The 14606-nt window shown below is 61.8% G+C and carries 8 protein-coding genes; 6 read left to right on the top strand and 2 right to left on the bottom strand.

Annotated elements, in window-relative coordinates; all coding sequences use genetic code 11:
* Nucleotides 1-89: 89 nt before the first annotated feature.
* From LGH74_RS22430 to LGH74_RS22415, 4 genes are all read left to right on the top strand, one after another.
* On the top strand, nucleotides 90-3485 hold the full coding sequence (locus tag LGH74_RS22430) for a CHAT domain-containing protein (protein ID WP_226179986.1): 3396 nt from the start codon (nucleotides 90-92) through the stop codon (nucleotides 3483-3485).
* A gap of 297 nt (nucleotides 3486-3782) precedes the next feature.
* A complete protein-coding gene (locus tag LGH74_RS22425; RefSeq protein ID WP_226179984.1) occupies nucleotides 3783-4358 on the top strand; it encodes an RNA polymerase sigma factor in 576 nt (191 codons plus the stop codon).
* Nucleotides 4339-5256, top strand: a complete 918-nt coding sequence (locus LGH74_RS22420; protein WP_226179982.1) for a hypothetical protein — start codon at nucleotides 4339-4341, stop codon at nucleotides 5254-5256. The genes LGH74_RS22425 and LGH74_RS22420 overlap by 20 nt, the downstream gene beginning before the upstream one ends.
* Before the next feature lie 21 nt (nucleotides 5257-5277).
* Nucleotides 5278-6432, top strand: coding sequence for an outer membrane beta-barrel protein (locus LGH74_RS22415; protein ID WP_226179980.1), 1155 nt, complete (start codon nucleotides 5278-5280; stop codon nucleotides 6430-6432).
* A 283-nt stretch (nucleotides 6433-6715) separates the two neighbouring features.
* Here LGH74_RS22415 and LGH74_RS22410 read toward each other — a convergent pair whose 3' ends face one another.
* Nucleotides 6716-7459, bottom strand: coding sequence for a TrmH family RNA methyltransferase (locus LGH74_RS22410; protein WP_226179978.1), 744 nt, complete (start codon nucleotides 7457-7459; stop codon nucleotides 6716-6718).
* A gap of 41 nt (nucleotides 7460-7500) precedes the next feature.
* Between LGH74_RS22410 and tamL the strand changes: the two genes are divergently transcribed.
* Nucleotides 7501-9990: a translocation and assembly module lipoprotein TamL gene (tamL, locus tag LGH74_RS22405; protein WP_226179976.1), complete on the top strand. Its 2490-nt coding sequence runs from the start codon at nucleotides 7501-7503 to the stop codon at nucleotides 9988-9990.
* 271 nt (nucleotides 9991-10261) lie between these two features.
* On the opposite strand, the gene LGH74_RS22400 is transcribed toward tamL, so the two are convergent.
* Nucleotides 10262-12451, bottom strand: a complete 2190-nt coding sequence (locus tag LGH74_RS22400; protein WP_226179974.1) for an alpha-ketoacid dehydrogenase subunit alpha/beta — start codon at nucleotides 12449-12451, stop codon at nucleotides 10262-10264.
* A 413-nt stretch (nucleotides 12452-12864) separates the two neighbouring features.
* Between LGH74_RS22400 and LGH74_RS22395 the strand changes: the two genes are divergently transcribed.
* Nucleotides 12865-14208 (top strand): hypothetical protein, encoded by a 1344-nt coding sequence (locus tag LGH74_RS22395; protein WP_226179972.1) that lies wholly within the window; start codon nucleotides 12865-12867, stop codon nucleotides 14206-14208.
* Nucleotides 14209-14606 lie beyond the last annotated feature (398 nt).

The raw sequence follows: 14606 nt of genomic DNA, 5'->3' as shown, positions 1-14606 counted from the left end.
AAAACCTGGCAGCGGGCCTTCCGGCAGCCTTTCCGCCCCCGAAAGGCCCGCTGTGCTATCCGTTATGCGCACGTATTCTGCCTCCGCCGATGAGCCATTCGTCTATTAATCCGCAGTGGCCCCGGCCCTTGCGCAACCTGTGCCAGGTAGTAACGGCCCGGCAGCAAGGCAGCCCTTCGGCCGAGGAGCAAGTCTGGGAAAAGGAGCTGCGGCACTATTTCGGCGACGAGGAATTTCAATACCTAACCGAGCTTATCCTCAAAAACGAGCTGCACAAGCCCGACCTTCCCCAAACCCACACCCCCGGCCAAACTTCACGGGAATCGGTGGTGCTCATCCCCGATTTTATGGGCTCCGAGCTGAGCGTCGACGGGGAACCGTTCTGGCTGAATCTGCAGGCTATTACCAGAGGGCTGAATCCGCTGAAGGTTTACCACGACGTGGATAAGGCCAAAGACGACCCCGACCGGCCCGCCGTGCTACCCGAGGTGACGGTAACCGGCCCCAGCCTGCGGCTCTACGCGCGGGCCGTGCTGACGCTGGCCCGCTACTGGGACGTGCACATTTTCGCCTACGACTGGCGGCTGAGCCTGGACGTCAGCGCCCAGGAGCTGGCGGCCTTTCTGCGCCAGCAGCAGCTGGCCGAGCAGCCCCTGCACCTGGTGGCCCACGGCTCGGGCGGCCTGCTGGCCCGGCGCTTCGTGCAGTTGAACCCGACGCTGTGGTACCCGGCCCACGGCAACACCCAGGCCAACCGCCTCGTGCTGGTGGGCACGCCCAACGAGGGCACCTACTGGGCCGTGCAGCTCCTGACCGGCACCGACAAGCTAATACGCTGGCTCGACAAGCTGGATTTGCCCAACAGCCTGCCCGCGGTGCTGCGCATCTTCAACTCATTTCCGGCTACCTACGAGATGCTGCCGCCCCAGGCACTACTGGCCGGCGCGGCCAAAGAGCTCTACCAGCGCGGCACCTGGATGCCGCTGCCGGTGCGCAAGCATTTGCTGACCAGTGCCTGCTGCTTCCACGAAAAGCTGGCCGCCGAGCCCCTTTCCCTCGACCGGGGCAGTATGACGGCTATTATGGGCTGCAACCAACCCACCATCTGCCGACTCGACATCGTTTCGACGGGCGAGTTCCGGTTTCACGAAACCCTGAACGGTGACGGCCGGGTAGCTTTCCGGCCAGTAACCCCGCTCACTCCGCCCACTACCGACCCACCGCCTCCGCCCAATCCCGTGGCCGAGCTGACGACCTATTACATTGATGAAACGCATGGCAGCCTGCTACGCAATTCGTTGGTGCTAAAGTCGATTGATGAGATTTTGCGTAATCAGCGCACGTCTACGCTGCCCGCGCAGCCCATCATTACCCGTACGCTCAGTCAGCAGGAAAAATTCTGGCACCGGCCCATCGGCGAGGATATTGCCGGTACCTCGCTGGAGTTTATTGCCGAGCGCCTGCGCCCCGCCCGGCACGCACCCGATACCGACGACGGCCACCAGCCCACGGCCGAGTACATGGCCGCCGAAGAAGCCCTGGTGCGAGCCGCCGCTGGCGAAGCCAACCCCACCCAGCGCCTCGACAACTTACCGTCCGATACCAGCCACCCGGGGGAACAGCGCAAGAAAATAACGCTACGGGTGCTGCAACAGGATATCCGCCAGGTCGATACGGACCTGCTGATGGTGGGTCGCTACGTCGGCGCGCCGCTCACCAACCGGTTTCGGGACCTCGACGTGGCCCTCAACTCCTGGATTGGGCGCGCCATCGACCAGGGCCTGCTCAGCGGCGAGTTGGGCAAGGTATTTTACCTACCCCGGCCCAGCCTGCCCGGTATTCAGGACCGGCTGAAGGCCCGGGCGCTGCTGCTGCTGGGCATGGGCGAGGAAGGCCACTACTCCCACCACGACCTGCGCTTTCTGATGAGCAATGCCAGCTTCACGGCGGCCTCGCTGGGCATTTACCGCTTTGCGGCGGTGGTGCTCGGTACCCGGGGCCGGGAAGGGCGCGGCAGCCTCAGCGAGAAAGGCGCATTAATGAGCTTTCTGCAGGGCGTGGCCGAGGGCCTGGACCGCTGCGGCCCCAACGGCCAGGCCGAGCAGCCGGCGCTGGATATCACGCTGCTGGCCCGCGACGAAACCCAGTTCAAGTGCCAGGTTGAGTTTTTGGATCAGCTCCAAACCAACCGGCAAACCCTGATGCAAGGCCTGGAGCTGGATTTTCGCAAAGCCGAGTGCCGCGCCGAAGCCCGCCCGGCCCCGGCTGCCAACCCGTCCGGCGAGGCCGAGGCGCAGGCGCCCGGCGACTTGCCCAAGCCCGAATGGGGTCCGCGCATCACCATCGAGCGGGACGGCACGCGCTACCGGTTCACGGCCCTGATTGACGGAGCCGTAATTCCGGTGCGGGAGTTGGACGTGCAACCGTATTTTCCCAGCACCCTGCCCGGCCGCCTGATGGATGCGGTGATGCTGCGCGAACAGGAAACCTACGGCGAGTTGATGTCGACGCTATTGTTTCCGCTGGATTTTCAGGACTACTTTTCCGAGCCGCTTACCTTCGTGCTCGACCGTAGCACGGCCAGCCTGCCCTGGGAAATGGCCTGCTTCGCGCAGCTCCAGAACCGCATGGCCAGTGAGGGCCGCTCGGCCAGCGCCCGGCACTCACTGAGCCGGCAGCTGCAACTGGCCCGGCAGTTTCGCACGATGCTCTCGCCCAAGCCCGGCATTCCGCCGCCCCGCAACCACAGCCTGCGCATCCTCGTCATTGCCGACCCCGCCCCCGAGCCAGAGTTGCAACTGCCCGGCGCCCGGCGCGAAGGCCGGGCCGTGGTCGAAATCCTGAGCAGCATTAAGGCCCATATGCACGAAACCTCGGCGCGCCCCCCGGTTAAGCTTGATGTGGTGGAGCGCATCGGCGAGGCCGAGTGCGACTTTTTGGAAATCATGGCCCTGATTCTGAACGGCAATTTCGACGTCATTCACTTCGCGGGGCACGGCATTTTTACACCCAACGAGCCTACCCGCCAAGGCTGGGTGTTCGGCAAAGACCGGATTCTGACGGCTCGGGAGATATTCCGGGCCCGCCACGTGCCCCGGCTGGTATTTGCCAACGCCTGCTTTTCGGCTGTTATCCGCGACGGAGAATCCTTTACCGCCGACAATCTGAACGGCAGCCTGGCCGGTATTGCCGAAGCCTTCTTCGAGCGGGGCGTCCGCAACTACCTCGGCACTGGCTGGCCCGTAAACGACGAGCTGGCCCTCACCTTTGCCCGTGAATTCTACGCGCAGGTGCTCGTGGGCCGCAAAGCCTCAACGCTACTGAAACCCGACTACCCCAACCAGGTCCCGAACAACGACCCGCCGGCCACGCTGGGCAAAGCCATTGCCTCGGCCCGCAACTGCATCTACAGCAGCGGCGGCTCTACCTGGGGCGCCTATCAGCACTACGGCCAGGCCACCGATTATTTACTGTACTGGCGCTAGGTTGCCGGCCCACCGGTAGCTGCCACTTCCCGCACTCCAGCGCGCAAGCCCCGGAGTGCGGGAAGTGGCATTTCATTTTTGGCTAAGTAATTTGCCGTTGTTTGCGGAGAGAATTCACTTCTCAATCGAGTATCCATTACTCTATTAACTTATTGACATAAAGAACATTACATATACAAATAAGAGAAACACATAAATTCTCAGGCAAAAAAACTTATCCGGAGGCAACCCCGCCCTATTAGGTTGCATCTAACCCGCCAAACACGCTACTATCGTTCGATTCTACCTTTCCTTCCCGTGACTGACGCCGACCTCATAGCCGCCTGCCGCCAAGGCAGTGGCCGCGCCCAGAAGCTGCTCTACGAGCGGTTTGCGGGCATGATGCTGGGCGTGTGCATCCGGTATCTGCGGCGCCGCGAAGACGCGGAGGAAGCCATGCTGGGCGGATTTGCCAAAGTGTTCCGGGCCCTGGATCAGTACCGGCACGAGGGTAGCTTCGAGGGCTGGATTCGCCGCATCATGGTGAACGAAGCCCTGGGCCAGCTGCGCCGCAAGGAGCCCCTGCACCTGGCCATCGACGACTCGCACACCGAGCTGGCCGTGACGCCGGCCGAGGCCGAGAGTCAGCTGAACGCGGCCGACTTGCTGGCCCTGCTGGCCGATTTGCCGGCCGGCTACCGCACCGTGTTCAACCTGTATGCCTTGGAAGGCTACTCCCACCCCGAAATTGCCGAGCTGCTGGGTATTTCGGAAGGCACTTCCAAATCGCAGCTCAGCAAGGCCCGCGCCATGCTGCAGCGCCGACTGGCTGCCGCCAGTATGAGCGCCTCCACCTCCTCACCGAAAGAATATTATGCAACCGGAAGATATTGATAAGCTGTTCCGCGACCAGCTGCAGCACCACGCCCCCACACCGCCCGCCTACCTGTGGGAACAGCTGGAAGCCGAAATTAAGCCCGCCAAAAAGCGCCCGGCCATGTGGCTCTACGCCGCTGCGGCCATGCTTGCGCTGCTCATCGTGGCCGGTGGGGGCTGGCTGCTGCGTAGCTCGTCGCCGGCGGGCAACAATGCGGCTACCGGCCAGCTGGCTACTACCACGCCCCACCCGTCGGCTCCTCAGGCAGCTACTACGGCTGATAAGTTGGGTGGAGCGGCAACTACGGATGCTGCCACTGCTACCGAAATTTCTGCCGCTACCCAGGCAACTGCCACCAACGGCCTTGCATCTAGCCGCTTAGAAGACCAGCCAGCTGCGGCCACTGTAGGTGCCACCAACCCGGCCGCTACGACGGCACCCACCAAAGCGGCGGCTTCCGAGGCGGTGGCCACCGCCCGGCCAGCCGTAGCGCCAAAGGCCAGCAAGGCCGAATCGGTGACCCGCCCACGGACGGCTCCGGCGCCAAGCCGGCAGCCCCTTCTGGCCGCTTCTTCTGCTACTCCTACAGTACCCGCTGCCGCGCAACCGGAGCGTTCCGCAGCCCCCACAACGGTAGCCGCAGTGGCTACAGCTGCTCCTACCCCCGTCTCATCAGCCCCCACGGGCGCTATCGAAGTGGAAGTGCACCGCGGCACCGACGCTCCGGTAGTAGTAGCTGCCGCGGACGCGCCGCAGCCATACGAGTCGGACTCTCACCTCAAAAACTTATTTCACAAAGCCAAAACGGCCGTGAAAGATGGCCGGGTAAAGCTGCCCAAAGTAGGGATACCGGAAACGGTAACCGTGCAGGTCAATGTGTTCAACCACTCGGCCACCAAAGTCATTCAACTCTAAGATTCTTCAACTTCCTCTGTCATGAAACGCTTCTCCTCCCTGTTGGCCCTGCTGCTGCTGACGGTTCTGGCGGGACCCACCCGCACCCAGGCAGCCGCTAAACCCGCCAACGACGATACCATTGTGGTGAAACTGCCCAACCAGGCCACCATGACGCTTTATACCAAGAACAAGGAACAGCTGCGGGAGCTGCGTACCTACCGTCTCGATACGCTCATGGCCCTGCTCGACCGCTACATTCAGCAGGCCGAGGCCGCCAGTAAAAATGCGGGCAACAGCGCCGTAACCATGGAATTCTACCCGGCCAAGGAGCGCCCCGGCACCCAGGCCCCCGAGCAGATCCGGGTTACGGTGCGCAACGAGGAGCCGACCCGGAACGTGGCTGTGAAAGGCTACAAGTTCGGGCAGGTGTTCAGCATCTCGGTGAAGGAAGGTGCCAAGCACGGCGACCAAAAGGACGACGATGAGGTGTCCATCAACATTGGCCGGGATAAGACCAACCACGGCGACTCACTGCGGGAGGCCAGCCGGCGCCGCAAGCAGGAGGAGCGCGCCAGCCGCGCCGTGCACAGCGACTTTTCCATCGACCTGGGCCTGAACGCGCTGACCAACCGCTCGGGCCTGGCTGAGGAGCAATTTGACCTGAAGCCCACTGGCTCCCGCTACATCAGCCTGAACTGGCACTACGACATCCGGGTGGGTGGCCGCCGCAGCCCTTTCCACCTCACGCTGGGCCCGGAGCTGGCTTTCAACAACTACATGTTTGACAACAACCGCCGCCTGCTGGCTACCGATACCCGCACCGATATCGTGCGGGAGCCGCTGCTGGGCCTGGAGAAAAGCAAGCTAGCCACTACCACCATCAATCTGCCGATAATGGCCAAGCTCAAGTTTCAGGACCGCTCCGGGCACGACGCGTTCCGGATTGGGGCAGGCGGCTTCGCGGGCTACCGCCTGGCCAGCCATACCAAAATCAAGTACGAAGACGAGGGCCACACCCGCAAAGACAAGGACCGCGGCAGCTTCAACCTGGAAGACTTTCAATACGGCGTGCAGGGTATCGTGGGCGTGCGTGGCATCGACTTGTTCGTGAAGTACAACATGAACGAGCTGTTCAAAAACAACCGCGGCCCTCAGGCCCAGGTTATCAGCTTCGGCATCTCCATTCTGGACTAGATTTTAATGTGCTAATGTGGGGAATGTGCTGATGTGCTAATGCCCCACGTGTCCTTGCGAGGAAGAATAACATTCCGCGCCTCAAGCGGCGTCAATCCGTCCTCGGCGCAGGTAGTCACAGCCTTTTACCAGAAAGCCCTTTCCCGCACGAGCAGGAAAGGGCTTTTTACTTCTGAAAACTCCGCACATTTCAGAGGACGGATTGCTTCAGCTAGCGCCTCGCAATGACACATTTCTCACATTCTCCACATTCAAAACACATTAGCACTTAAGCACATTGCCCTTACAGCTCCCGATGGAAATTATCGAGCAGAATAGCGGCCGATACGGCTACGTTCAGACTTTCGGCACCGCCGGCACCGGGAATGTAGAGGCGCTGGGTGAGGCGGGCCAGTACCTCGGGGCGCGGCCCATGCGACTCACTGCCCATAATGAGCACGCCGCCGGGGCGCAACGCTAGGCGGTGCACATTGTCGCCTTCGAGGTGGGCGCCGTAGCGGGGCAGCGCGGCGGGCAGCGAGTCGAGCCACTCGGGCAACTCGCGCTGCCACACGGCCACGCGGGTGAAGGAGCCCATGGTGGCGGCAATGGTTTTGGGCGCCCACGGGTCGGCGCAGGTTTCGGAGCACACCACGCCGTGCAGCCCGTACCAGTCGGCCAGGCGGATGAGGGTGCCCAGGTTGCCCGGGTCGCGCACTTCGTCGAGGGCCAGCAGCAGGCGGTTGGAGGCGGGTTGCAGCTCGGTTTCGGCGGGCAGGCGGGCAATGGCCAGGGCCGTGGTGTTGTTGGCCAGCGTACCAAGTTTGGTTAATTCTTCCTCCGTCACGATTTCAACCGGTACCTTCGCGGGCAGCGGCGGGATTTTTGCGGCAAACTCAGCCGTCAGGAACACCCGTTCCGTTAGAAGCCCGGAACTTAGCAGCTCCTGCACACTCTTGCCGCCTTCCACCAGAAAGGCCTGGTGCCGGAGCCGGTATTTCTTCAGGTGCAGCGCGTGCACGTATTTCGCTACTGCTTTTGAAACCATATTCGCTGTTTACTATCCGCCCAGGGCGGCCTACTGAAAGATTGATAACCCGCACGGCGCTGGCCGCGGCCCTGTTGCTGGTGGCCGGCTGCTCGCCGCTGCGGCTGCTGGAGCCTAAGCAGAAGCTGCTCAGCCGCATCCGGCTCGAAGGCGTGCAGGAAGCCGATGCCGACCGCATCGCGGCCCTCTACCAGCAAAAGCCCAACAGCCGCTTTCCGCTGCCAAAGCTAACAATCTACCAGCTCGGAAACCGCTTTTACAACAAGGAGCGCCTCGTGGCTAAGCTCCAGCGCATCCGTACCGAGTTTGATGAGCGCACCCAGGCCGCCCGCCCCGACTCGGTGAAGGTGGGCAAGCTGTTGGTGCGCCGCGAGAAGCGTACCCGCCGCCTGCAGCTGGCCCTCGACAAAGGCAACGCCATTATGCGCCTGGGCGAGCCGCCGGTGGTGTACGACTCCACACTCACGGCCAGAACCGTGGAGCAGATCGGGACTTTCCTCAAATCGGAAGGCTTTTTCCGCAGCAAGGTGGCGGCTACCGATACCGTGGTAGACCGGCGCTTTTCCATCGGGCACATGTTTGCCGGCCCCGATACGGTGCACAACCGGCGGGTAACGGTAACCTACCGCATCAGCGAGAACCAGCCGTTTCACTACTCCCAGCTCGATTACGACATTGCCGACTCGGCCGTGGCGCGGGTGGTACTGGCCGGGCAGTCGGCCTCGCTGCTGCACGTGAATGACCGGTATAATGAGTCCGTTATCGGGCAGGAGCGCAGCCGGCTGGAAACGCTGCTCAAAAACGCGGGCTACTTCGACTTTCGCCAGCAATACATTACGCTGGAAGCCGATACGAGCTTTGCGCCGGCCACCGTGCGGCTGCGCACCATCATTGCCGACCCCGCGCCCGGCGAGCAGCACCAGGTGTATACCGTGCGGCGGGTGCGCTTCATTACCGATGCCGGCACCGTGCGCTTCGGCGTGAAGCGCGATACGCTGGTGCGCGACTCGGTGTATTACCTCTCGTTTAAGCAGCGCTTCAGCACCAAGATTCTGGACCGCAAGCTCACGGTGCGGCCCGGCGAACGGTACAGCCTGCAAAGCACGCTGCTCACCCAGCGCCAGCTCAGCGACCTGGATATGTTCCGGTTCAATACCGTGACGTACAACAAGATCCGGCCCGTGGGCGGCGACAGTATCAGCAATCGGGGCCAATTGATTGCCACCGTAAATGCCTCGCCCACTAAGAAGTACCAGGAAACCACCGAATTCGGGGGCACGTACGTGGCCGGACTGCCGGGGCCGTTTATCAACTTCCGGCTGAAGGTGCGCAACATCTTTGGTGGAGCCGAAGTGCTGGAACTGGGCCTGCGCTCGGGCTTTGAAGGCCAGTTCAGCAGCCTGGGCCTGCAAAACAAAAGCGTGCTGACCACCCAGCTCGGGGCCAATGCCAACCTGGTGATACCGCAGTTTCTGGTGCCCTGGCGCGCCAACCGCTTCCTGACGCGCTACAACCCCAAAACCCGCTTCAGCACCAGCTTCACCTACGTAGACCGGCCCGAGTACACGCGTACCAATCTGGAAGCCACCTACGACTATATCTGGCAACGCTCGGTTTTTCACCAGTACGTCCTCACGCCGCTCGATCTGAGCGTGATTTATACGCCCAAACGCGACTCGATATTTAACAGAACCCTGGAAGTGCTGCGCGACTCGTTGGGCTCCCCACTGTTTCGCAGCTTCGGCAAGCTGTTCGTGCCCAGCATGAACTTCACCTCGCTCTATAATTCCAACGACTTCACCCAGACCCGCGACGCACGTTACCTGCGCCTGTTCGTGGAAGTGGGCGGCCTCACCCGCTCGCTCTACCAGGACAATATCAGCTTGGACGTGTACGATTTCGCCAAAGTCAGTGCCGACTACCGGCGCTACCACAAGCTGGGGCCCAAGTCGTACCTGGTGTACCGCCTTAATACCGGCCTGGCCCACGCCCTGACCAAAACCGACGGGGTGTACACGATTCCCTATGACAAATATTTCTTTGCCGGCGGCAGTTCCAGCGTGCGGGCCTGGCGGCCGCGCCGGCTGGGTACGGGCGGCTACACCACCTACAAGCTCAACTCCGACGGCACCAACCGCATCGACGAAGCCACCGGCCAGCCCATCCGCGACTACGACCTGGAGCAGCCCGGCGAGGTGCTGATTGAAGGCAACGTGGAATACCGCTTTCCGCTCTACGACTTCATCAACGGGGCCTTGTTCACCGATTTTGGCAACGTCTGGACGCTGCAGGAGCCCGAAGACAAGCGCAATGAGGCCATCTTCCGCCTGAACCGCTTCTACCGCCAGTTTGCCGTGGGCTCCGGCATCGGCATCCGCTTCGACTTTACCTTCCTCATCCTGCGCCTCGACGTGGCCACCAAAGTCTACGACCCCACGGCTCCCGGCAACAAGTTTGTGCTGCCCAACTTCCGCCTGGCCAAATCCCCCAACCAAACCGCCTTCAACCTGGGTATCGGCTATCCTTTTTAATGTGCTAATGATTAATGTGCTGATGTGCTAATCATCACTATTATGTCCTTGCGAGCAGCGCGAAGCAATCCGTCCTCTGCGCAGTACGACCCGACCTTTTATCAGAAAGCCCTTTCCAGAATGTTCTGGAAAGGGCTTTTCACTTAAGGCTACTCAGTACATTACAGAGGACGGATTGCTTCGGCTACGCCTCGCAATGACAGATTTACTCACATTCCCCACATTAAGCGTTAGCACATTCAAAACACATTAGCACCTGAGCACATTACCCTTAATACTCCAGCAACTCTCCTAACGCGGCGGCTACCTTGTCGGCGCTGGGCAGCATCTGCTTTTCCAGCTCCACGTTCAGGGCAATGGCGGGCAGGTTGGCGGCACCCAGGGTAAACACGGGCGCGTCGAGCTGCTGGAAGCAGCTGCGCTGGATACGGCCGGCCAACGACTCGGCAAAGGAGTTCATCAGCGGCTCTTCGGTGAGCACCAGGGCCTTGCCATGGCGGCGTATTGCGGCTTCCACGGCTTCAAAGTCGAGCGGGTTCAGGGTGCGCAAATCCAGAATTTCAACCTGGCCGGCAAACTGCCGACTGGCCGTGCGGGCCCAATGCACGCCCATGCCGTAGGTAACGACCACGCAGGTAGCGCCCTGGCGCAGCTTTTCGGGGTCGGCTTCTTGGGCAATGGCCGCTTTGCCCAGCGGAATGACGTAGCCAGTGGCCGGCTCCACGGTTTTGGCATCTTCAGTGCCGGGTACTTTGCTCCAGTACAGGCCTTTATGCTCCAACAGCACTACCGGGTTGGGGTCCAGGAAGGCGGCGCGCAGCAGGCCTTTCATATCGGCCGCGTTGCTGGGATACACCACCTTGATGCCGCGAATGGTGAGCAGCGTGCTTTCGATGGAGCCTGAGTGGTAGGGTCCGCCCCCGCCGTAAGCGCCCACCGGCACCCGAATCAGGCTTTGCACCGGAAACTTACCCATGCTCAGGTAGCACGATTTGCTGAGCTCCTCCACTAGCTGGTTGAGGCTGGGCCAGATATAGTCGGCAAACTGAATTTCGACAATGGCCTTGGCGCCCACGGCACTCATACCGGCCGTGGAGCCCACGATGTAGGCTTCCTGAATGGGCGTGTTGAAGACGCGGGTGTCGCCGTACTTTTTGGCCAGCAGCGCCGCTTCCCGGAATACGCCTCCCAATTCGCCGCCCACGTCCTGCCCGTAGAACAGGGCTTCGGGAAACTCGCGCAGAATATCGTCCACGGCGTGCAGGGCGGCATCCACCATCAGGGCTTTGTCGGCGCCGGCGGGGTTCCGCTCCCCGGTTTCGTGGGTCACGGCCGGCGGGGCAAACTCGTGGTCGGCAAAGGTGGCGGGGTCGGGGTTGGGGGCGGCCAGGGCGCGCTGGTAATCCTGCTGCACGCGGGCCAGAGCCTGCTCGCCCAGGGTTTCCAGCTCGGCTTCCGTTACACCCAGGGCCAGCAGTTGCTCGTGCAGGCGGGGCAGCGGGTCGTTGGTGGTGTGCTCAGCCAGGTTGTCGCCGCGGTACCACTCGCGCCGCACACCGCTGGTGTGGTGGCCCAGCAGCGGACATTTAGCGTGCACTAGTATCGGGCCGCGACTGCGCCGCACGTAGTCGAAGGCGGTGGCCATACCGGCGTAGGAATCGGGGAAGTCGGCGCCGTTTACGCGCAGGCGCTGCAGGCCTTTAAAGCCGGCCGCAAACTCGTAGGCATCCATGGCGCGCATCTCCCGGCCGGTGGCCGAAATGCCCCAGTCGTTGTCCTGCACCAGAAAAATAACGGGCAGCTGGTGCAGCACGGCCATTTGCAGCGCCTCCGATACTTCGCCTTCCGTCATGGCCCCGTCGCCGATGGAGCACACCACTACCGGCGCGTTGCCCTGGTGGGCGGGCGGCAGCAGGCTGTAGAGGCCCGGTATGGCAGCCCCGCTTTCGTACCAGTCGCGCGGGTCGGCGGTTACCGGGTTCAGGCCCTGGCTTTCCAGGTATTTGATGCCGTGGGCCATGCCCGTGGCCGGAATGGCCTGCATGCCGGTGGCCGAGCTGTTGTGCGGAATGGTGGGGAAACCGGGCCGGCACAGCGAGGGGTGCGAGTAGTAGGTGCGCCCGCCCGAAAACGGGTCGTCGCGCTTGGCCATAAGCTGCAACATCAGCTCGTAGGGCTCCAGGCCCAGGCCCAGTAGCATGGCATCGTCGCGGTAGTAGGGCGTCACGTAGTCCTGGGGGCCCAGAAAGCAGGCGGCGGCCAGCTGAATGGCCTCGTGGCCGCGGGCCGTGGCGTGCACGTATTTGGCCGTTACGGCCTTGTTTTCTTCGTAGAGGCGGGCCAGCTCGTCGCCCGTGCGCATCAGCGAATATACCCGCAGCAGCGTGGCGTGGCTGGGCTGGGTGGCGGAAAGCTCGGTGCTAAATTCAGTTTCGATGACGGGGGTGGTTTGCGAGGACATGAAAGAGCAGCAGTTGGAGCGGCGAAATTACGGTTTCGCAACGACAGCAGCAGCGTCGGTGGGCCGGGAGTGCCGCCGGCCGCTCCTGATTCCGGGTCCGGGCGTTATCAGGCGCCGCTGTTAACGGTTTAGCATGAGGTTTCGGGCCAGCCTCACTCCTGCTTTTCCCCCGGAATAATTCCTGCCGTACCGCTCGGCAACGCTGAACAGGACAGCCAACCGACTAAATCAATATTCAATTTTATAAATATTGATAGTCAACCAATTACCGCACTCAGCAGTAGAGAATTAATTTCATTTTAATATCATTAAATATATTTTTATTATGATTTTTTATACACGACCTTAATTCTACCTACTTACAAGGTCACTTGCAGGGCCCGTATTCATCCACTTTTTTTCTATTCCAGATTATGAAATCAACCGGATTACTTTTTGTGATAATGCTGGTGAGCGGCGCAGCTGCCGCCCAGAACAACACCCAAACCTCCACCAGCTATGGCAACAGCAACCAGGTGACGGTGACGCAGGGCGGCCGGAGCAACACGGCTACCACACGCCAGAACGATGCGGCCGTGAATGGCGGCTCGGCCAGCGGCAACAACAACCAGAGCACCCAAACCCAGCAGGGCAGCAACCACCGGGCCACGGTGAACCAGATGGGCAACGACCAGACGGCCATCCAGAACCAAAACTCCGACATAAGCCGGGGCGGCAACGGGGCCAGTATCAAGCAGGGCTCGGCCCAGGCGGGCAGCCACGGCAACTACGCCAGCCAGAACCAGGGCGGCTTTAGTCAAGAAGTCAGCATCGAGCAGCTCAGCGGCTACAACTACGCCACCCAGAACCAGTCGGGGCGCAACAATACCGCGGCTATTCTACAGAGCGTGGGCCCCAGCAACCGGGCTACCCAGGCCCAGAACTCGGTGAATGCCAATGCCACGGCCACGCAGCTGGGCACGGCCAACATGTCGACCCAGCAGCAGTCGGGCGGCACTGCTTCGGGCCGGAACCACAACGTGACGGTTTTGCAACAGGGAAACGTGAACAATGCCACCCAGACCCAGAACACGGGCGCGGAGTTCTGGTCGGCCAGCATCACCCAGCAAGGCAACCTGAATACCGCCCGCCAGGACCAGACCGGCGGCAACGACGGCAGCACCGCTACCATCACCCAGACAGGCAATAGCAACCGGGGCACCCAGGAGCAGATTCCGGGTATTGGGGAGTTGGACGCCACGCTGATCCAGACCGGCAACGGCAACCGGAGCACCCAGAGCCAGGTACAGAACGGCCGCAGCAGCGTCAGCACGGTTCAAGTGGGCGCTACCAACACGGCCAGCCAAACCCAGACCCAGGGCGGCTACCAGTATGCCTATATCACGCAAACCGGCAACGACAACCAGGCCACCCAGACCCAGCAGGGCAGCTTCCATACAGTGATGGCCACCCAGACCGGCAACGGCAACCAGGTCACCCAAACCCAGGCCGACAACTACCAGATTGGCCAGATTTCGCAGTTTGGCAACGGCAGTACCGCTATTCAGGCCCAGCGCCTGGGCGACGTACTAGCCACCGGACCGCTGTATAAAGGCAATCAGGCCTTCATCGACCAGCAGGGCAACGACCACTACGCCCGGCAGCGGCAGACCGGCAACGAAAACGTGGCCCAAACCAACCAGGGCGCGGCCAGCAACCAGAGCGACGTGCTGCAGTACGGCAACGCCAACACCTCGCTGGTGCAGCAAAACCACTAACGTTTTTCCGCCCTGCAAGGCTCCAAAGCCCGCTTCCGGCTGGAGGCGGGCTTTGTTGGGTTTTCACTCAACCAACTGCCGGTAAGCAGCCTGGTGCGGTCCGCCTGCCAATGGGCCAACCTTTGCCGGCACCAAAACGCCGAAACGCCTACCTTTGCGGCTTACACCCTACTCCGCCGCCGGGCGGTTTGCTGTTTCCGAACGAGTCAGCGGCGTAGCTGCCTGGTTCCGATTTGGCCGCTTTATTCTATGCTGACTGCCTCATCTTCCCTACCACCTGCTGCCACCTTCCGCGAAACCGTGGCCGACTGGCTGCGCGACTTCCAACAACGCCTGTGCGCGCAGTTGGAAGCCGCCGATGGCGTGGCCACGTTTCAATCCGACAACTGGCAGCACGG

This window comes from Hymenobacter lucidus (assembly GCF_020447265.1).
GTDB classification, from domain to species: domain Bacteria; phylum Bacteroidota; class Bacteroidia; order Cytophagales; family Hymenobacteraceae; genus Hymenobacter; species Hymenobacter lucidus.
This window is presented reverse-complemented; position numbering and strand designations above follow the sequence as displayed.